16 protein-coding genes and 1 other RNA gene are annotated in these 17,452 nt (G+C 58.4%); 13 read left to right on the forward strand and 4 right to left on the reverse strand.

From position 1 onward, the window contains the following. From FCN80_RS20310 to FCN80_RS20335, 6 genes are all read left to right on the forward strand, one after another. Window positions 1–813, forward strand: an 813-nt coding sequence (locus FCN80_RS20310) for a transketolase-like TK C-terminal-containing protein (protein WP_306767906.1), incomplete at its 5' end; no start/stop codon positions are given. Between the two features lie 744 nt (window positions 814–1,557). Then, the gene (pgk, locus tag FCN80_RS20315) at window positions 1,558–2,721 is read left to right on the forward strand and encodes a phosphoglycerate kinase (RefSeq protein WP_136992177.1); all 1,164 of its coding nucleotides are present in this window, start codon (window positions 1,558–1,560) and stop codon (window positions 2,719–2,721) included. Window positions 2,722–2,831: 110 nt separating this feature from the next. Then, window positions 2,832–3,908 (forward strand): class II fructose-bisphosphate aldolase, encoded by a 1,077-nt coding sequence (fbaA, locus tag FCN80_RS20320; RefSeq protein WP_136992179.1) that lies wholly within the window; start codon window positions 2,832–2,834, stop codon window positions 3,906–3,908. Window positions 3,909–4,108: 200 nt separating this feature from the next. Continuing rightward, window positions 4,109–5,017 carry a small-conductance mechanosensitive channel MscS gene (gene mscS / locus FCN80_RS20325; protein ID WP_136992180.1) on the forward strand — a complete coding sequence of 303 codons (909 nt, stop codon included), beginning with the start codon at window positions 4,109–4,111 and terminating at the stop codon, window positions 5,015–5,017. Between the two features lie 135 nt (window positions 5,018–5,152). Then, window positions 5,153–5,788: a LysE family transporter gene (locus tag FCN80_RS20330; protein ID WP_230492818.1), complete on the forward strand. Its 636-nt coding sequence runs from the start codon at window positions 5,153–5,155 to the stop codon at window positions 5,786–5,788. Between the two features lie 241 nt (window positions 5,789–6,029). After that, on the forward strand, window positions 6,030–6,755 hold the full coding sequence (locus FCN80_RS20335) for an oxidative stress defense protein (RefSeq protein ID WP_136992182.1): 726 nt from the start codon (window positions 6,030–6,032) through the stop codon (window positions 6,753–6,755). A 20-nt stretch (window positions 6,756–6,775) separates the two neighbouring features. Here FCN80_RS20335 and FCN80_RS20340 read toward each other — a convergent pair whose 3' ends face one another. Beyond that, entirely contained in the window at window positions 6,776–7,669 is an 894-nt protein-coding gene (locus FCN80_RS20340) for a LysR family transcriptional regulator ArgP (RefSeq protein WP_136992183.1), read from the reverse strand. A 252-nt stretch (window positions 7,670–7,921) separates the two neighbouring features. Here FCN80_RS20340 and rpiA point away from each other — a divergent pair, with 252 nt between their 5' ends. Both rpiA and serA read left to right on the forward strand, forming a co-directional pair. After that, complete coding sequence (gene rpiA, locus FCN80_RS20345) at window positions 7,922–8,581, forward strand: ribose-5-phosphate isomerase RpiA (RefSeq protein WP_136992184.1); 660 nt, start codon at window positions 7,922–7,924, stop codon at window positions 8,579–8,581. Between the two features lie 310 nt (window positions 8,582–8,891). Continuing rightward, the gene (gene serA / locus FCN80_RS20350; protein WP_136992185.1) at window positions 8,892–10,124 is read left to right on the forward strand and encodes a phosphoglycerate dehydrogenase; all 1,233 of its coding nucleotides are present in this window, start codon (window positions 8,892–8,894) and stop codon (window positions 10,122–10,124) included. 43 nt (window positions 10,125–10,167) lie between these two features. Here the strand turns inward: serA and FCN80_RS20355 are convergent, their stop codons facing one another. The 3 genes from FCN80_RS20355 to zapA form a co-directional block, all read right to left on the reverse strand. Then, entirely contained in the window at window positions 10,168–10,773 is a 606-nt protein-coding gene (locus FCN80_RS20355; RefSeq protein WP_230492814.1) for a 5-formyltetrahydrofolate cyclo-ligase, read from the reverse strand. A 28-nt stretch (window positions 10,774–10,801) separates the two neighbouring features. Continuing rightward, window positions 10,802–10,985, reverse strand: a non-coding RNA gene (gene ssrS / locus FCN80_RS20360) — 6S RNA. 47 nt (window positions 10,986–11,032) lie between these two features. Continuing rightward, on the reverse strand, window positions 11,033–11,362 hold the full coding sequence (gene zapA, locus FCN80_RS20365) for a cell division protein ZapA (RefSeq protein WP_136992186.1): 330 nt from the start codon (window positions 11,360–11,362) through the stop codon (window positions 11,033–11,035). A 182-nt stretch (window positions 11,363–11,544) separates the two neighbouring features. Here zapA and FCN80_RS20370 point away from each other — a divergent pair, with 182 nt between their 5' ends. From FCN80_RS20370 to gcvT, 5 genes are all read left to right on the forward strand, one after another. After that, window positions 11,545–12,123, forward strand: coding sequence for a YecA/YgfB family protein (locus FCN80_RS20370; RefSeq protein WP_136992187.1), 579 nt, complete (start codon window positions 11,545–11,547; stop codon window positions 12,121–12,123). A 150-nt stretch (window positions 12,124–12,273) separates the two neighbouring features. Further along, entirely contained in the window at window positions 12,274–13,587 is a 1,314-nt protein-coding gene (pepP, locus tag FCN80_RS20375) for a Xaa-Pro aminopeptidase (RefSeq protein ID WP_136992188.1), read from the forward strand. A 3-nt stretch (window positions 13,588–13,590) separates the two neighbouring features. Further along, window positions 13,591–14,769 carry a 2-octaprenyl-6-methoxyphenyl hydroxylase gene (ubiH, locus tag FCN80_RS20380; RefSeq protein WP_136992189.1) on the forward strand — a complete coding sequence of 393 codons (1,179 nt, stop codon included), beginning with the start codon at window positions 13,591–13,593 and terminating at the stop codon, window positions 14,767–14,769. 30 nt (window positions 14,770–14,799) lie between these two features. Next, window positions 14,800–16,029 carry an FAD-dependent 2-octaprenylphenol hydroxylase gene (gene ubiI / locus FCN80_RS20385; RefSeq protein ID WP_136992190.1) on the forward strand — a complete coding sequence of 410 codons (1,230 nt, stop codon included), beginning with the start codon at window positions 14,800–14,802 and terminating at the stop codon, window positions 16,027–16,029. 315 nt (window positions 16,030–16,344) lie between these two features. After that, the gene (gcvT, locus tag FCN80_RS20390; protein ID WP_136992191.1) at window positions 16,345–17,442 is read left to right on the forward strand and encodes a glycine cleavage system aminomethyltransferase GcvT; all 1,098 of its coding nucleotides are present in this window, start codon (window positions 16,345–16,347) and stop codon (window positions 17,440–17,442) included. Window positions 17,443–17,452 lie beyond the last annotated feature (10 nt).

Genomic DNA, 17,452 nt, shown 5'->3' on the forward strand with positions numbered 1-17,452 from the left:
TCCATCGCCGACGATCCGGCGGGCAACTATATCCATTACGGGGTGCGCGAGTTCGGCATGACCGCCATCGCCAATGGCATTGCCGCTCACGGCGGTTTTGTGCCTTATACCGCCACCTTCCTGATGTTCGTGGAATACGCCCGCAACGCCGTGCGTATGGCGGCGTTGATGAAACTGCGCAGCATCTATGTTTATACCCATGATTCCATCGGCCTGGGAGAGGACGGACCGACCCACCAGCCGGTGGAACAGTTGGCCAGTTTGCGCCTGACGCCGAATATGCGTACCTGGCGGCCCTGCGATCAGGTGGAATCCGCGGTGGCCTGGCAACAAGCGATTGAACATGCTCATGGCCCCAGCGCGCTCATCCTTTCCCGCCAGAATCTGGCGCAGCAAGAGCGCACGGCGCAGCAATTGGCGGATATTGCCCGCGGCGGCTATATCCTCAAAGACGCCGACGGCCAGCCGGAGCTGATCATTATCGCCACCGGCTCGGAAGTGGCGCTGGCGGTGGCCGCCTGGGAAAAACTCGGCGCGCAGGGGCGGCGGGTCCGGGTGGTGTCGCTGCCTTCGCCTGAAGTGTTCGATGCCCAGGATGCGCGATACCGTGAAGCGGTATTGCCGAAGTCAGTGACCGCGCGTCTGGCTATTGAGGCCGGCATTGCTGACTACTGGTTCAAGTATGTGGGACTGGACGGCGCGGTGGTCGGTATGACCACTTTCGGCGAATCGGCGCCGGCCGAAGCGCTGTTTACGTTGTTTGGTTTTACCGAGGAAAATGTACTTGATAAGGCCCGCGCGCTGCTGGCTTGATGTCATTAACGCGGCTCCGGCCGGGGCCGCGTTGTTATGATACCCGATGGCCGCCACCGGCCTATTCTGAGTAAAGTCGGAAAAAACGCGTCCTGATTCGCAAAAATTGCTGCTTTTTAGCGCAATCAGGCGGATCTTCATCACAAAAACAGCAAAATTATTCCGTTGCTATCTTTTTTTGATTATCCTAGCTGAAGCGTTTCAGTCAGCGTAAGCCCATGCCTCAAGGGTCTTTGCCCGTTCCTTTCTTTTCCGGTGATGCCCGATAAATACCGGTGTTGGCGCGCTTGAAAGAATGGCGTCATTCAAGGGCGCCGCCGACACGCCCATGGGGTTGAATGACCCGGCGCCGCGGCCCGGCGTCAGTGCAAAAAACGGCGACGGACAACATTCGTGGTATATACTCGTCATACTCCGAGCCGCCCGTTGGCCGGTTGCATCCGTTCTCCCCGGTCGCATCGCGGGATGCCATGCCACCGCGATGCAACTCAGGTTATTTAAGGTATAGTTGACTGTATAAAGCGTTAAGGGATTCGAATGGTTTCCACCATCGCCAGGCCGTCGGGCGGGGCGATGGGGCGGGCGAAGCATTCCCGGCAACGATTCCACGGCGGTGGGTATGTTAATACGGCAGGCCGCGCGGCCCCAGGGCGCGACGGCGGCGTAACGGATTTTAGTCCGGTGGGGGAAACCCTGTTTTCCACCGGTCGGGCACTTTTACAAGAATCAACAAGAGGGTTCACCATGGCTGTAATTAAGATGACTGATCTGGATCTGGCTGGTAAACGCGTGCTTATCCGTTCGGATCTGAACGTTCCGGTTAAGGACGGCAAAGTAACATCGGATGCGCGCATACGCGCTTCACTGCCCACCATCGAAGCCGCGTTAAAACAAGGCGCGCATGTTATGGTGACATCCCATTTGGGGCGTCCGACCGAAGGGGAATATAACGAAGAGTATTCCCTGCTGCCGGTGGTCAATTATCTGAAAGACAAGCTGTCCTCGCCGGTGCGTCTGGCGAAGGACTACCTGGACGGCGTGGATGTCGCCGCCGGCGAACTGGTGGTGCTGGAAAACGTCCGCTTCAATAAAGGCGAGAAGAAAGACGACGAGGCCCTGTCCAAAAAATACGCCGCCCTGTGCGATGTTTATGTTATGGATGCCTTTGGTACCGCCCATCGCGCCCAGGCGTCGACACACGGCGCGGGCAAATTCGCCCCAGTCGCTTGCGCCGGTCCGCTGTTGTCCGCCGAGCTTGAAGCCCTGGGCAAAGCGCTGGGCAACCCGGCTCGTCCGATGGTGGCGATCGTCGGCGGCTCTAAAGTATCCACCAAGCTCACCGTGCTTGACTCGCTGTCCAAAATTGCCGATCAACTGATTGTCGGCGGCGGCATCGCCAATACCTTCATTGCCGCCCAGGGCCACAATGTGGGCAAATCCCTGTACGAAGCCGACCTGATCCCGGAAGCCAAACGGTTGTTGCAAAAATGCGATATCCCGGTACCGACCGATGTCCGTGTGGCCACCGAGTTCTCCGAAACCGCCCAAGCGACCCTGAAGTCGGTCAACGATATCCAGGACGGCGAACAGGTGCTGGATTTGGGCGATGTGTCCGCCGAAAAATTGGCCGACATTCTGAAAAAGGCCAAAACGATTTTGTGGAACGGTCCGGTGGGCGTGTTCGAATTCCCGAATTTCCGTAAAGGCACCGAGGTCGTGGCCAAGGCCATCGCGGAAAGCGACGCGTTTTCCATCGCTGGCGGCGGCGATACCCTGGCGGCAATCGATCTGTTCGGCATCGCCGATCAGATTTCCTACATTTCCACCGGCGGCGGCGCTTTCCTGGAGTTTGTCGAAGGCAAAGTCCTGCCGGCCGTGGCGATGCTTGAAGAACGCGCTAAACAGTAAGACCCGTAAGCCGGGCGTCCCGTAACGACGCCCGTTTCCGCTGTCGTCCGGGCTGCCGGGATGATGGCGCGAAATTCTCTCTCAATGGCCTACAAAACAGGACAAGCAATATGTCTAAGATTTTCGATTTTGTTAAACCAGGCGTTATCACCGGTGATGACGTACAGAAAGTGTTCGCTGTAGCGAAGGAAAATCACTTCGCTCTGCCCGCGGTCAACTGTGTCGGCAGCGATTCAATCAACGCGGTACTGGAAGCGGCCGCCAAAGCCCGTTCGCCGGTTATCGTCCAGTTCTCCAACGGCGGCGCCGCCTTTATCGCCGGCAAGGGCTTCAAGGCCGACGGCCAGACGCCCTCCGTGCTGGGCGCCATCGCCGGCGCGCTGCATGTCCATCATATGGCGGAACATTACGGCATTCCGGTCATTTTGCACACCGACCATTGCGCCAAAAAGCTGCTGCCCTGGCTCGATGGCCTGCTTGATGCGGGCGAAAAGCATTTTGCCGCCACCGGCAAGCCGCTGTTCTCCTCCCATATGATTGACCTGTCCGAAGAGTCGCTGGAAGAAAACGTGGAAATCTGCAGCCGGTACCTGGCCCGTATGGCGAAGATGAACATGACCCTGGAAATCGAACTGGGTTGTACCGGCGGGGAAGAGGACGGCGTGGACAACAGCCATATGGACAACTCCGCGTTGTATACCCAGCCGGAGGATGTGGCCTATGCCTATGAAAAACTGAACGCCATCAGCCCGCGTTTCACCATCGCCGCTTCGTTCGGCAACGTGCATGGCGTGTACAAGCCGGGTAACGTCAAGTTGACGCCGAAGATTCTTGATAACTCGCAGAAATACGTCGCCGAGAAATACCATCTGCCGGAACGTCCGCTGAACCTGGTATTCCATGGCGGTTCGGGCTCTTCCCCGGAAGAAATCAAAGAAGCGGTCGGCTATGGCGTGGTGAAGATGAATATTGATACCGATACCCAATGGGCAACCTGGGAAGGTATCCTCAAGTATTATCATAAAAACGCCGGTTATCTGGAAACGCAACTGGGGAATCCCGAAGGCGATGATAAACCGAACAAGAAGTTCTATGATCCGCGCGCCTGGCTGCGCGCCGGCCAGGTTTCGATGGTCACCCGTCTGGAACTGGCGTTCCATGAACTGAATGCCATTGACGTGTTGTAAAGACGTCCAAGACAGTCTGTCACTGAGAAAGGCCTCCTAAATGGAGGCCTTTAACATAATGAATTCGTGGAATTTTCCTGATTTTTCTCTCGTTACCGGTTGGCGCGGGACACGTTTTTTGGTTACGCTTAAGAGGCTTCGCTGTTGCCGGGGGAAGGTCCGGCAAAATTATTGCGGTACACCAGAACGGGATAAAACAAATGGAAGATCTGAACGTCGTCGATAGCATCAACCACGCCGGCAACTGGTTGGTTAATAACGAACAACTCTTGCTAAGTTATGCGGTGAATATCGTCGCCGCCATTATCATCCTGATCATCGGCTTGTTTGCCGCCAAAGTGATAGCCGGCACGCTGAACAAAGTGATGAGAGCGCGGCATATTGATATCACCGTGGCTGATTTCCTTTCCGCCATTGTTCGTTACGGCGTCATCATTTTCACCGTGATCGCCGCTTTGGGGCGAATCGGCGTACAGACCGCGTCGGTTATCGCGGTCATCGGCGCCGCCGGTTTGGCCATTGGTTTGGCGTTGCAAGGTTCGCTGGCGAATTTTGCCGCCGGCGTGCTATTAGTGACATTCAGACCGTTTCGCGCCGGTGAATATGTGGATTTCGGCGGTACGGCCGGTACGGTGGTGGTGGTGCAAATCTTTTCCACCACGCTTCGGACTTACGACGGCATTATGATTGTGGTGCCTAACAGCAAGATCCTGGCGGGTAATATCACCAATTATGCCCGTGAGCCCAACCGGTTGATTGATCTGACAGTGAGCGTCAGTTATGACGCCGATATCAATACGGTTAAATCATTGCTGACGGGGATTATCGAGGCGGACAGCCGGGTATTGAAAGATATGGGCATCATGGTGCGGCTTAACGCCATGGGGGCATCGTCGCTGGATTTTCTGGTACGGGCCTGGGTGCCGCGCGGTGATTGGTTCGCCACAAAGCTCGATTTTCTGGAAACCTTTAAACAGGCGTTGGACGAGCACGGTATCGGCATTCCTTATCCGCAGATGGATGTGCATGTCATCCGTCCGCCGCGTCCCAAAGAGGGCGGCCGCCAACCGCAAGACAGCACTCCGGCACAGGAAACGCCCCAAAGCTGATAATCAAAACCAGGGTCGGCGTGAGAACATTAGCCCGGCTAATCGGCAATTAAATTTTTCCATTTCAACTGATGGCGCGTTTTCACTACACTGCCGCTGATTTCTCCCGGATAAATACAGGAAAACAGCGTGTGGATGATAGGTTTTCAAGGGTTCGCCCTGGGTATGGCGACAATTATGCCGCTGGGGCCGCAGAATATCCTGGTGATGAATCAGGGCATTCGGCGGCAATATCCGTTGCTGGTGGCGACGTTATGCCTGTTTAGCGACATGGTCCTGATTTCCGCGGGCGTCTTTGGCGGCGGCGCGCTGTTGATGCGCTCCACGGCGTTGCTGCGGTTGGTGACCCTGGCGGGGGTGGCGTTTCTGGCCTTTTACGGTTTCAACGCCGTCAGGCAGGCTTGGCGGGGCGAGACGTTGAGGACGCAAAACGCCGGGCGCGCCACCGATTTACCGCGGGTCGTTTTGACCATGCTGGCGGTGACCTGGCTTAATCCGCATGTGTATCTGGATACCCTGGTGATTTTGGGTAGTCTTGGCGGTCAGTTCGAACCCACGGCGCGGCGGTTTTTCGCCGCCGGGGCCATCAGCGCGTCGTTGGTATGGTTCTATGGCCTGGCGATATTGTCGGCGCGCTTATCGCCTTTACTTAATCGTCCGGCGGCGCAGCGGCTGATTCACTTGTTCGTTGGCGTGGTGATGTGGTCGGTGGCGTGGAAACTGGCATGCCAGGCCTGGCCCATGCTCGGTCTCGCCACGCTGTTTCGTTAGCCGGCGGCCTTGATAAATGACGCCCCGGTGTGTTAACCCATCAGCGCCGCGTTACGCCGCCAGTCCATGGCGACCAAAGCGTAAAGAACGGCAAATGGCTTGGTTATCAAGAGAAAACAGGTAATGATAGGCTGTCATTTCCTACCAGGCCGCGCTTTGCAATTCTTCACGGGGCCGCCGGCGGTATTGGTAAAGCAGAACACAGGCGGCCGTTCAACCTGTTCAATCTTAAGGAGGCGTCATGAAGGTCAGGGCAATGGCATTGGCCGCCATAATGGGGTGGGGAAGCTTGGTCGCGCAGTCCCCCGCGGCGGAGCTTCCCGCCGGGCCGCATGTCATCACATCGGGCACATCCAGCGTGGACGTGGCGCCCGACATCGCCACATTGTCCATTGAGGTCGCCATTTCCTCGAAAGAGGCCGCCGATGCCAAAAAGCAGGCGGACGCGCGCGTGGCGCAGTACTTTGCTTTTCTGGATAAAAATGGCGTGGCCAGAAAGGACATCGCCGCGGCGAATATACGCACCCAGCCGGAATACGATTATCTGAAAAACGGCGAAGCGGTACTGAAAGGGTATCGCGCCGTTCGCCAGGTGCAGGTCACCTTGCGGCAGTTGGACAAGCTTAATGGATTGCTGGACGGCGCGCTCAAAGCCGGACTGAATGAGATTCGGTCAGTGGATCTGGGCGTGGCCAACCCCGACAGTTATCGCGTTCAGGCGCGCAACCTGGCCATTAAAAACGCCACGGCACAGGCCAAAGCGCTGGCCGAGGGGTTTAACGCGCAATTGGGGCCGATTTACAGTATCCGTTATCTCGTGGCGAATTATCAACCGATGCCGGTAACGCGGATGTTCAAAACCGCCGACACCGTGGCTCAGACCGACGCCGCCCAAACCTACTCGCAACAAACCATCCATTTCGACGACCAGGTGGATGTGGTTTTCGAGTTGCGGCCGCAGCCCTGAGCGTGCGAACCGGCGCGCCGCTATACCTGCCGCAGCGCCTCGCGGCCGTAAGACAGCAGCGCGTCGGTCACTTTGCGCATCATCCGGCTTTCCGGCGCGAAACGATGCCAGAATAACATCCGGCGCTGAAGCAGGCCGGGGGTGAGGTCAATAAGCTCGCCCCCGGCCAGTTCCTTTTCGATCTGCAGGTGCGGGATCATGCAGCAGGTCGTGCCTTGACGGGCCAATTGCACAAAGGCTTCCGATGAGTTAACGATATGGCAGGGGACGCTGCCCGGCGACAAATCAAAATTTTGCTGCAAAAAAGCCTGATGCATATCGTCCAGATGATCGAAGGCCACGGCCGGTGCCTTAAGCAAGGCGCTGCGGGTCACGCCGTGCGGGAAATAACGCGCGGCAAAATCGGGAGACGACACGAACAGGTAATCAAGCGCGCCCAATTGATCCACCAGGCAACTGGGCAGCGGCTGCGGCTGAATACTCACCGCGCCCACCACTTCTCCGCGCCGCAAACGCTCCTGGGTGCGGGTTTCATCTTCCACTTGCAAATTAAGCCGTATCGGCGAATTGGCCAATACCGGTTTTAATGCCGGCAACAGCCAGGTCGCCAAACTGTCGGCATTGACCGCCAGCGACAGCAGCAGCGGCGTGTCGTTGCCGTTGTCGGTACCCAGCCACTCATCTTCCAGCAATTCGACCTGATGCAATAACGCCAACAGCTTCTGACCCTGTTCGGTAGGACGAGGCGGAACGGTACGCACCAGCAACGGTTGGCCAAACAGGTTTTCCAATTGCTTGATGCGTTGCGATACCGCCGATTGCGTTATACACAGCTTTTGCGCGGCGCGTTCAAAACCGCGCTCCCGTATCACGGCGTCGAGCGCTTGCAGCGTTCGATAGTCCGGGCGTTTCATCAATTAATCCCCTAACGGCGTTATGTCCCTCACTATGCCATAGTTTCCCGCGCAGCGGTTTAAAATCGCACCCTTCGGTTTTGCGCGACCCGATATGCACTCCGCCAATGCCGGCGGAGAAGATGTTTACCGGCCATCCCCCACGCCGCCGTTTACCGGCCGCCGGATACTCTCTGTCTTCGAGACTTCCGCGTTTGCCGCCAATTGAGTATATAATGCGGGTTAGTGAGCTTTCCAAAGGTGAAACATATCATGACGCAGGATGAACTCAAAAAAGCGGTCGGCTGGGCGGCCTTGAAATATGTCAGGCCCGGAACCATCGTCGGCGTGGGCACGGGCACCACCGCCGCGCATTTCATCGACGCCCTGGACACCGTCAAGCATCAAATTGAAGGCGCGGTATCCAGCTCCGAAGCCTCATCGGCCAAATTGCAAAGCCTGGGCGTGCCGCTGTTCGATTTGAACACGATCGATAGTCTGGATATTTATGTGGACGGCGCCGACGAAATAAATGGCCGGATGCAGATGATCAAAGGCGGCGGCGCGGCGCTGACCCGGGAGAAGATTATCGCCGCCGTGGCGCGCCGGTTTATCTGTATCGCCGATGCGTCCAAGCAAGTGGACGTGCTGGGCGATTTCCCCTTGCCGGTGGAAGTAATCCCCATGGCCCGCTCGTATGTGGCCCGCGAACTGGTAAAACTGGGGGGGCTGCCGGAATACCGGCAAGGCGTGGTCACCGATAATGGCAACGTGATCCTGGATGTCCATAATCTGCGCATACTGGATCCGGTGAAGCTTGAGGACCAGATCAATGCGCTGCCCGGTGTGGTGACGGTGGGCTTGTTCGCCCGGCGCGGCGCCGATGTGGCGCTGATCGGCACCCCGCAAGGCGTCAAAATCATCGAGGCCTAATCGGTTGCATAAGCCGCGCCGTTGCGGCGGTTTGGCGCGTGCCGCCGCCGGCGTTTGTTAAATCCGTTTACATAGCATTTTTTAATCCGTGTATAATAATACAGTGATTAATATCACAATTACGGCCTATTCCTGACATAAATGGGATATTTCCCCGCCATGCCAGCGGATCCCTCCATAGCCATCGCTTATGACTCTTTCTTATGCTATTTATACGGCGCTCAGGTTGCTTGCCGATGCGGCAATATTTGTTATGTTGTCCATGCGCTGTCGTGACAGTCGCTTCTGAGGGTTGATAAAGGGTCGGGAAATGGCAAAAGTATCGTTGGAAAAAGACAAGATTAAGTTTCTGCTGGTGGAGGGTGTGCACCAAACCGCGCTGGATACGTTGCGGCACGCCGGATATACCAATATCGAATACCATAAAGGCGCATTGGATACCGAGGCGCTCAAGGCATCCATCCGCGATGCCCATTTCGTCGGTATCCGATCCCGTACCCATTTGACGGAAGAGGTCTTCGCCGCCGCGGAAAAATTGGTGGCGGTGGGCTGTTTTTGCATCGGTACCAACCAGGTGAATTTGAAAGCCGCGCAAAAACGGGGCGTTCCGGTATTCAATGCGCCTTTTTCCAATACCCGTTCTGTGGCGGAATTGGTGATCGGCGAAATGTTGCTGATGATTCGCGGCGTGCCGGAAGCCAATGCCAAGGCCCATCGCGGCCAATGGAACAAACAGGCGCGCGGCAGTTTTGAAGCCCGCGGCAAAAAGCTCGGCATTATCGGTTACGGTCATATCGGCACCCAACTGGGCATTCTGGCGGAAGGCCTGGGCATGCAGGTGTATTTCTATGATATCGAGAGCAAATTGCCGCTCGGCAATGCCCAACAGGTGGAATCCCTGCCTGCGCTGCTGGGGCTGAGCGATGTGGTTTCCCTGCACGTGCCGGATACCCCCTCCACTCGTAATATGGTGGGCAAAAATGAATTCGCCCAAATGAAGGACGGCGCGCTGTTCATCAATGCCTCGCGTGGGACGGTGGTGGACATACCGGCGTTGTGCGACGCATTGTCCGCCAAACATTTGGCCGGCGCCGCCATTGATGTGTTTCCGGAGGAACCGGCCACGAACAGCGATCCGTTCCATTCGCCGCTGTGCGAGTTCGACAACGTGATCCTAACGCCGCATATCGGCGGTTCGACCGAGGAAGCGCAGGAAAATATCGGCGTGGAAGTGGCCGGCAAACTGGCGAAATATTCCGATAACGGCTCGACCTTGTCGGCAGTGAACTTCCCCGAGGTTTCGCTGCCCGAGCATGGCGTCAATGTCAGCCGCCTGCTGCATATCCACGAAAACCGTCCGGGCATCCTGACCCGTATCAACCAGATCTTCGCCGAGCAAAGCATCAATATCGCCGCGCAATATCTGCAAACCACGCCGGAAATCGGTTATGTGGTGATCGATGTGGAAACCGATGCCGAGAACACCGCCTTGCAATTGCTCAAGGCGATCCCCGGCACCATCCGCGCCCGCCTGTTGTACTAAAAGCCCTTCGCCGGCCGCGACTCCCGGGAGGAACGGCCGACGGCTAGGACCATTGCCAACGGCGTGAGGGCGTGATGATTTCCGGTAAGGGAACGTCCCAGTCCTCGGCGGGTATCTCCGCCGCCTGCTGACAGTCGTGGGCCAAGCCGATGGGATAAAACCCCGCTTTTTGTCGCCAATCGCGCAGCGTGCGGTCGTAAAAACCGCCGCCCATGCCAAGACGCTGTCCCGTGGCGTCGAAAGCCACCAAAGGCGTAAAGAGCACATCCAGTTGGTCCGGCGGCAGAAGCCGGGTGACGTCCAGTCGGGGTTCGCTGATGCGTAGCCGGTTTACCACCAGTTCGGTGTCGGGCTCATAGCGTAAAAACAGCAGATGCCCTGGGCTGAACGGATGCAGTACCGGCAGGAAAACATGCCGGCCGCGCCGCCATAGGGCCTCAATCAGCGGCTGGGTATCCAGTTCCCCGTCAAAGGACAAAAACAGCGCCAGCGCGCCGGCGGCAGCGACCCGCGGATGCGCCATGGCCCGTTCGGCGACAGCCTGTGCGGCGGCGGCCTGTTGTTGCGCGGTCAGCTCGCGTCGCGCTTTGCGGATCTGGTTGCGCAAACTCTGGCGCCGCAATGAAATGTCCGGCGATGGGATCATCATTGATAGGAAATACGTACAACCAAGAAGGGGGATCTCCGAGATGCCGTCGCAAGCTGTAACCCTTGAACCCATGGTTCAAGGTGAACGCAGCGTCGTAATCTTAAGGCTTCTCGGACAAACCGAGCATGCTCACCAATTAACAAGCGCCACATTCTTGTGGTATCAAATATCGGCTCAGGGGACTGGCCCGCTGACGAACACCTCAGAGAAATTTTATTTTTACGACCCGCCGCACCTAACCGGCCGGCGGCCGTCGTGATCATTCGAACTGCGTACCCGGACGCTCGGTAATCCGGCCTTGCTCCACTAATGCCTGCTCGATGGTTTGCTGCAATAACCGGATCCGTTGTTCCATATTGGCCGCATAATCACGGGTTTTCAATCTTTCCTGCGCCAGTTCGTGACACACGTTCAACGCCGCGATGAAAACCAGTTGTTCTGTATTGGTGACTCTAGTTCTAACTTTGAGATCTTGCAACCGCTGATTAAGATCGTCCGCCGCCTGGTTCAACGCTTCTTGTTGTTCCGGCGGGCAGTTCACCCGTAACGTACGGCCAAAAATTTGAATATCTACCGGTTGTGCGGACATACCACCTTCCTGCATTGTGCGACCGCGTCAACCCCCGACCGTTATCGTTTGGCTGTTGCGGGGGCTTAGGCGGACGCAACTATAATCGATATAAAACAGAAGTTACAAGCCCTTTCTGGTATAGCCATGGACCTTGGTGGTAGCATAACACGAAGTTATCCTGCCAACGACGATGAATGCGCATGTCCAGACAATTTACCTTTCCCGATTACGAGAACCTGAATCGATTGCTCGACCAGCAGGAACTGGCGCTGACGTCGGCGGAAATGCATGGTTTGCTAAGCGGCATGCTGTGCGGCGGCAGCCGCGGCGAGAGCTGGCAAAACCTGATGCATGAGCTGACCAACGAGGGAACGGCTTTCCCGCGGACGCTGGCCGAACCGTTGCGCCAACTGCATGAGGCCACCGCCCAGGCGTTGGACAGCGACGATTACGCCTTCCAGCTTTTTCTGCCCGATGAGGCGCGCGGTTCGGTATTCGACCGGGCGGACGCGTTGGCGGGTTGGGTGAATCATTTCCTGTTGGGGTTGGGCGTGGCTCAACCCAAGCTTGATGGGATCCGCGGCGATGTGCGCGAAGCCGTCGACGATCTGCGCAATATCGCCCAGCTCGGCTACGATGAGGATGAAGACCAGCAGTCACTGGCGCAATCGCTGGAGGAAGTGGTCGAATACGTCCGTATGGCGGCGATTCTTTGTCATAATGAATTCACTCGTCCGGCGGCGAACGGGCGGGAAGCGTCCGGGCCGACATTGCACTAAGACCTGGCCGGCGGCGGCCACCGCACGTTGCCGGCGGGCCGCGAACATCAATAATACGGAATGGTTAAGCCCGTCCGCGCATGCCAAGGGGTAGGCGACGGCAGGGGTTTGCCATGACTCTCACGAGGCAGGAGGAGGCAGGAGAAAGTGATGACACCACAAGAATATTTACGCCGTCGTCAGGCCTTGCTGGCGAAAATGGCCCCGGCCAGCGCCGCCGTGATTTTCGCCGCGCCGGAGGCGACCCGTAACGCCGACAGTGAATATCCTTACCGTCAAAACAGCGATTTCTGGTATTTCACCGGCTTCAACGAACCCGAAGCCGCGCTGGTTATGATAAAAAGCGACGAGACTCACCACCATAGCGTGCTGTTCAACCGGGTCAGGGATGAGACCGCGGAAATCTGGTTCGGCCGCCGACTGGGACAGGAGGCGGCGCCAACCCGATTGGGCGTGGATCGCGCCCTGCCCTGGGACGAAATTAAAAATCAATTGCACCTGTTGCTTAACGGCCTTGATGTGGTGTATCACGCCCAAGGCGAGTATGCCTTTGCCGACGAACTGGTTTTCGCCGCCCTCGACAGGTTGCGGCGGGGATTTCGCCAGCAGCTGAGCGCGCCGACCACGCTTACGGATTGGCGTCCCTGGGTGCATGAACTGCGCCTGTTCAAATCGGCGGAGGAAATCGCCGTTATGCGCCGAGCCGGCGAAATCACCGCCCAGGGTCATACCCGCGCGATGCGGGCCTGCCGGCCGGGCATGTATGAATATCAGCTGGAAGGGGAAATCCTGCATGAATTCAATCGTCATGGCGCTCGTTATCCTTCCTATAACACCATCGTGGGCAGCGGCATCAACGGCTGTATTTTGCACTATACCGAAAATGAAGCGGCAATGCGGGACGGCGATCTGGTGCTGATCGATGCCGGCTGCGAATACCTGGGCTATGCCGGCGATATCACCCGGACCTTTCCGGTGGGGGGGACATTCACGGCCGAGCAGCGCGCGGTCTACGATATCGTTCTGGCGTCGTTAAACCGTTCGCTGGCGCTGTTTCGGCCTGGCACCAGTATCCGCGAGGTCACGGAAGAAGTGGTGCGGATCATGGTCTCCGGTCTGATCGGGCTTGGCGTGGTGAAGGGCAATGTGGAAAAACTGATCGCCGAACAGGCCCATCGCCGGTTTTTCATGCACGGTCTGAGCCATTGGCTGGGGCTGGATGTTCATGACGTGGGCGATTACGGTTCCCCCGAGCGCGGCAGGGTATTGGAGCCGGGCATGGTCCTGACCATCGAGCCGGGCCTGTATATTGCCCAGGACGCCGATGTGCCGGCCGCTTATCAGGGTATCGGCATCCGGATTGAGGACAACATCGTGATTACCGAGCAGGGCAACGAAAACCTGACCGACTCGGTCGTCAAAGATCCCGACGCCATCGAGGCCCTGATGGCGGCGGCGCGTTAAACCATGGCGATCATCATTGTGGGCGGCGGCATGGCCGGCGCCACGCTGGCGCTGGCATTGTCCCGTATGACCGCAGGACGGCTTGCCGTCGATTTGGTGGAGGCCCGAACGCCCGATGGCCGTCCCCATCCCGGTTACGACGGACGGGCGCTGGCTTTGGCCGACGGCACATGCCGGCAATTGACCGCCATCGGCGTCTGGCCGGCGCTGCGGCCCGGCGCTTCGCCTATGGCGCGGGTGCAGGTCAGCGATCGCGGCCATTTCGGCAAAGTTTGGCTGGATGCCCGGGATTACGGCCTGGACGCCTTGGGTTATGTGGTGGAACTGCATGAGGCCGGTCAACGGTTGTATGAATTGCTTCGCCGGGCGCCGGGGGTCAGGTTGCATTGTCCGGCCTCGGTGGCGTCCGTCGCCCGGCGCTCGGACGCTGTGGATGTCGCCCTGGACAATGGCGAGCATCTGACCGGCCGACTGCTGGTGGCCGCCGACGGCTCCCGCTCCCCCACAGCGGAGCAATGCGGCATAACATGGCGGCAATCGGATTACCGGCAACTGGCGGTGATAGCCAATATCACCACCGCCCGGGCGCTGGATAAAACGGCTTATGAGCGGTTTACCGAACACGGACCGCTGGCGTTGCTGCCGTTGTCCGCCGGTCGCGCCGCCGTGGTCTGGTGTTTGCCCGAGGAGCGGCGCGATGAGGTGGCGGGCTGGGATGACGCCGCTTTCCGAGACGCGCTGCAGCGGGTATTCGGCTGGTCGCTGGGGCGTATTCGGAAAGTGGGCCGGCGGCAGATCTATCCGCTGCGTCTTTTAACCGCCGCGGGACATATCGGCCATCGCCTGGCGCTGGTGGGTAACGCGGCGCAAACTCTGCATCCCATCGCCGGACAGGGATTTAATCTCGGTTTGCGCGATGTGATGACCTTGGCGGAAACGCTGGCTGAGGCGCATGGCCGCGGCGACGATCCCGGCGATTACCCGACACTGCGGCAGTATAGCCGGCGCCGTGGGCCCGATCAGACTAATGCCGTGAAGATGACCGACGGTCTTATCCATGTGTTCGCCAACGACTATCCCGCGCTGGTATTGGCCCGCAATTGGGGGCTGCAAACCATGGCGCGCTGGCCCCTGCTGCGAAACGTCTTGGCGCGGCGCACCCTGGGCTGGGTTGAGCGCTGAGATTGCCCCCTTGATTACAGGATTTCGGTTATGCAAGCATTCGATGTGGTGATTAACGGCGGGGGTATGGTGGGGTTGGCCGTGGCCTGCGGATTGCAGGACAGCGGTCTGCGCGTCGCCGTGCTGGAGTCGCGGCCGCCGGAAGCCATTTGCGCCGCGGACGGACCGGCGTTGCGGGTTTCCGCCATCAACGCCGCCAGCCGGCGCTTGTTCGAGCGATTGGGGGTCTGGGACGATATCTCGGGGCTGCGAGCGGCCCCTTACCGGGGTATGGAAGTCTGGGAAAACGATAGCGGCGGCAAAATCGCCTTCGACGGCCGGATGCTGGGTTGCGGCGAGCTGGGGCACATCGTTGAAAATCCGGTCATACACCAGGCGCTCTGGCGCCGGGCCGACGGACTGGCGAACACCTCGCTTTATTGTCCGGCTTCGCCGAGGGATATCGCCTGGGGCGAAAACGAGGCTTTCATCACCCTTGACGACGGCAGGATGCTGACCGCCCGACTGGTGGTGGGCGCCGACGGCGCCGAATCCTGGTTGCGCCGCTATGCCGCGATACCCGTCACTTTCTGGGATTATCGGCATCACGCTTTGGTGGCCGTGGTGCGCACCGAACGACCCCATGAGGGGATAGCCCGGCAGGCGTTTCATGGCGACGGCATTCTGGCGTTTTTGCCGCTGTACCGGCCGGACTTATGTTCCATTGTCTGGTCGCTGCCGCCGCAGGAAGCCGAGCGCCGGCGTTTGCAGCCCGCGGCGCAATTCAACGCCGGGCTGGCGCGGCATTTCAACTTGGCCCTGGGCATTTGCGATGTGCAAAGCGAGCGGCTGACCTTTCCTCTCACCGCGCGTTATGCCCGTGATTTCGCCGCCCACCGGCTGGCGCTGGCGGGGGATGCCGCCCACACCGTTCATCCCTTGGCGGGGCAGGGCGTCAATCTGGGCTTCATGGACGCCGCCGATCTGGTTTCGGAGATACGCCGCTTGCAGGCCGCCGGAAAAGATATCGGCCATTATCCCTATCTGCGTCGCTATGAACGCCGTCGCAAGCACAGTGCCGCGCTGATGCTGGCTGGTATGCAGGGATTCCGCCAACTGTTCGACGGCGATAATCCCGTGAAGAAATGGCTGCGCGATGCGGGTCTGCAGTTGGCCGACGCCCTGCCGGGCCTCAAGCCTCGCCTGATCCGGCAAGCCATGGGATTAAATGATTTGCCTGAGTGGCTGGCGCGGGAAACCGATTCGACTGAAAAAATCTAATTCCGTGGTTTTTTTCCATTATTATTTCTAATCCGAAGCCCGTGGTCCCGCCGTTGCCTTGGTGAATTGCCGAGGCCTTTTGTTATCAAATTTTGTGTTCAGCCAGCCGCATTTCCATTTTATGCGCCGTTTTAAACTCTGAGTTAGCATATTATTCTGATGCTGCCCGCCGGATTTCCCGTTGCCGCCCAAATCACCCCATAATTTATTTTATGGTTTCGCCTGGAATTCGGTGGTACCTTCTCGCAAAGGGTATCGTTTGCGCGTCGGCGCGGGTATGGCGATGCCGCCGATTCGAATAATGAGAGGAAAAAGATGGCCCAGCAGACACCGCTGTATGAACAGCACATCGCATGCGGCGCAAAAATGGTGGATTTCCATGGCTGGATGATGCCGCTGCACTATGGTTCGCAGCTTGAAGAGCACCATCAAGTCCGGCGCGATGCCGGCATGTTCGATGTGTCTCATATGACCATCGTTGATTTGCACGGCCCCCGTACCCGCGAATTCCTGCGTTACCTGCTGGCGAACGATGTCGCCAAGCTGACCCGGCCCGGCAAGGCCCTGTATACCGGCATGCTGAACGCCTCCGGCGGGGTGATTGACGATCTGATAGTCTATTTCCTAAGCGAAAGCGATTTCCGCCTGGTGGTGAATTCCGCTACCCGCGAAAAAGATGTCGCCTGGGTGACCGAGCACGCGGCGCCTTACAATATCGCTATTACCGTGCGCGATGATTTGTCGCTGATTGCCGTGCAGGGGCCGCAGGCGCAGGCCAAGGCCGCCACAGTGTTCACCGCCGGACAGCGGACGGCGGTTGATGGCATGAAGCCCTTTTTCGGCGCGCAATGCGATGAGTTGTTTATTGCCACAACCGGTTATACCGGCGAGGCGGGCTATGAAATCGCGCTGCCCAATGAGCGGGCCGCGGCGTTCTGGCAACAACTGCTGGCCGCCGGCGTCAAACCTTGCGGGCTTGGCGCCCGGGATACCTTGCGCTTGGAAGCCGGCATGAATCTCTACGGTCAGGAAATGGACGAAGGGGTTTCACCGTTGGCGGCCAATATGGGCTGGACCATCGCCTGGCAACCCGAAGACCGCGATTTTATCGGCCGCGCCGCTCTGGAAGCGCAGCGTCGCGCCGGCACCGAGCAACTGGTGGGACTGGTGATGACGGAAAAAGGCGTGTTGCGCGGCGGCCAGACTGTGCAGTTCGTCGATGCCGACGGCAATGGGCGGCAGGGCATTGTCACCAGCGGCTCATTTTCCCCGACCCTGGGATGCAGCATTGCCCTGGCGCGAGTGCCGGCCGGTATCGGCCAGCAGGCTATAGTATTAATTCGTAACCGCGAAATGCCGGTTAAGGTGACCAAACCGGGTTTTGTACGCGCCGGTAAATCGGTCGTCCAATAATTAACTTTGT

This window comes from Martelella alba (genome assembly GCF_005217455.1).
Lineage (GTDB): Bacteria > Pseudomonadota > Gammaproteobacteria > Enterobacterales > Enterobacteriaceae > Acerihabitans.

Excerpts from the sequence above, each read along its gene's own strand:
- pgk (WP_136992177.1), top strand. The coding sequence starts at position 1,558 with ATGGCTGTAATTAAGATGACTGATCTGGATCTGGCTGGTAAACGCGTG.
- fbaA (WP_136992179.1), top strand. The coding sequence starts at position 2,832 with ATGTCTAAGATTTTCGATTTTGTTAAACCAGGCGTTATCACCGGTGAT.
- mscS (WP_136992180.1), top strand. The coding sequence starts at position 4,109 with ATGGAAGATCTGAACGTCGTCGATAGCATCAACCACGCCGGCAACTGG.
- FCN80_RS20330 (WP_230492818.1), top strand. The coding sequence starts at position 5,153 with ATGATAGGTTTTCAAGGGTTCGCCCTGGGTATGGCGACAATTATGCCG.
- FCN80_RS20335 (WP_136992182.1), top strand. The coding sequence starts at position 6,030 with ATGAAGGTCAGGGCAATGGCATTGGCCGCCATAATGGGGTGGGGAAGC.
- FCN80_RS20340 (WP_136992183.1), bottom strand. The coding sequence starts at position 7,669 with ATGAAACGCCCGGACTATCGAACGCTGCAAGCGCTCGACGCCGTGATA.
- rpiA (WP_136992184.1), top strand. The coding sequence starts at position 7,922 with ATGACGCAGGATGAACTCAAAAAAGCGGTCGGCTGGGCGGCCTTGAAA.
- serA (WP_136992185.1), top strand. The coding sequence starts at position 8,892 with ATGGCAAAAGTATCGTTGGAAAAAGACAAGATTAAGTTTCTGCTGGTG.
- FCN80_RS20355 (WP_230492814.1), bottom strand. The coding sequence starts at position 10,773 with ATGATGATCCCATCGCCGGACATTTCATTGCGGCGCCAGAGTTTGCGC.
- zapA (WP_136992186.1), bottom strand. The coding sequence starts at position 11,362 with ATGTCCGCACAACCGGTAGATATTCAAATTTTTGGCCGTACGTTACGG.
- FCN80_RS20370 (WP_136992187.1), top strand. The coding sequence starts at position 11,545 with ATGTCCAGACAATTTACCTTTCCCGATTACGAGAACCTGAATCGATTG.
- pepP (WP_136992188.1), top strand. The coding sequence starts at position 12,274 with ATGACACCACAAGAATATTTACGCCGTCGTCAGGCCTTGCTGGCGAAA.
- ubiH (WP_136992189.1), top strand. The coding sequence starts at position 13,591 with ATGGCGATCATCATTGTGGGCGGCGGCATGGCCGGCGCCACGCTGGCG.
- ubiI (WP_136992190.1), top strand. The coding sequence starts at position 14,800 with ATGCAAGCATTCGATGTGGTGATTAACGGCGGGGGTATGGTGGGGTTG.
- gcvT (WP_136992191.1), top strand. The coding sequence starts at position 16,345 with ATGGCCCAGCAGACACCGCTGTATGAACAGCACATCGCATGCGGCGCA.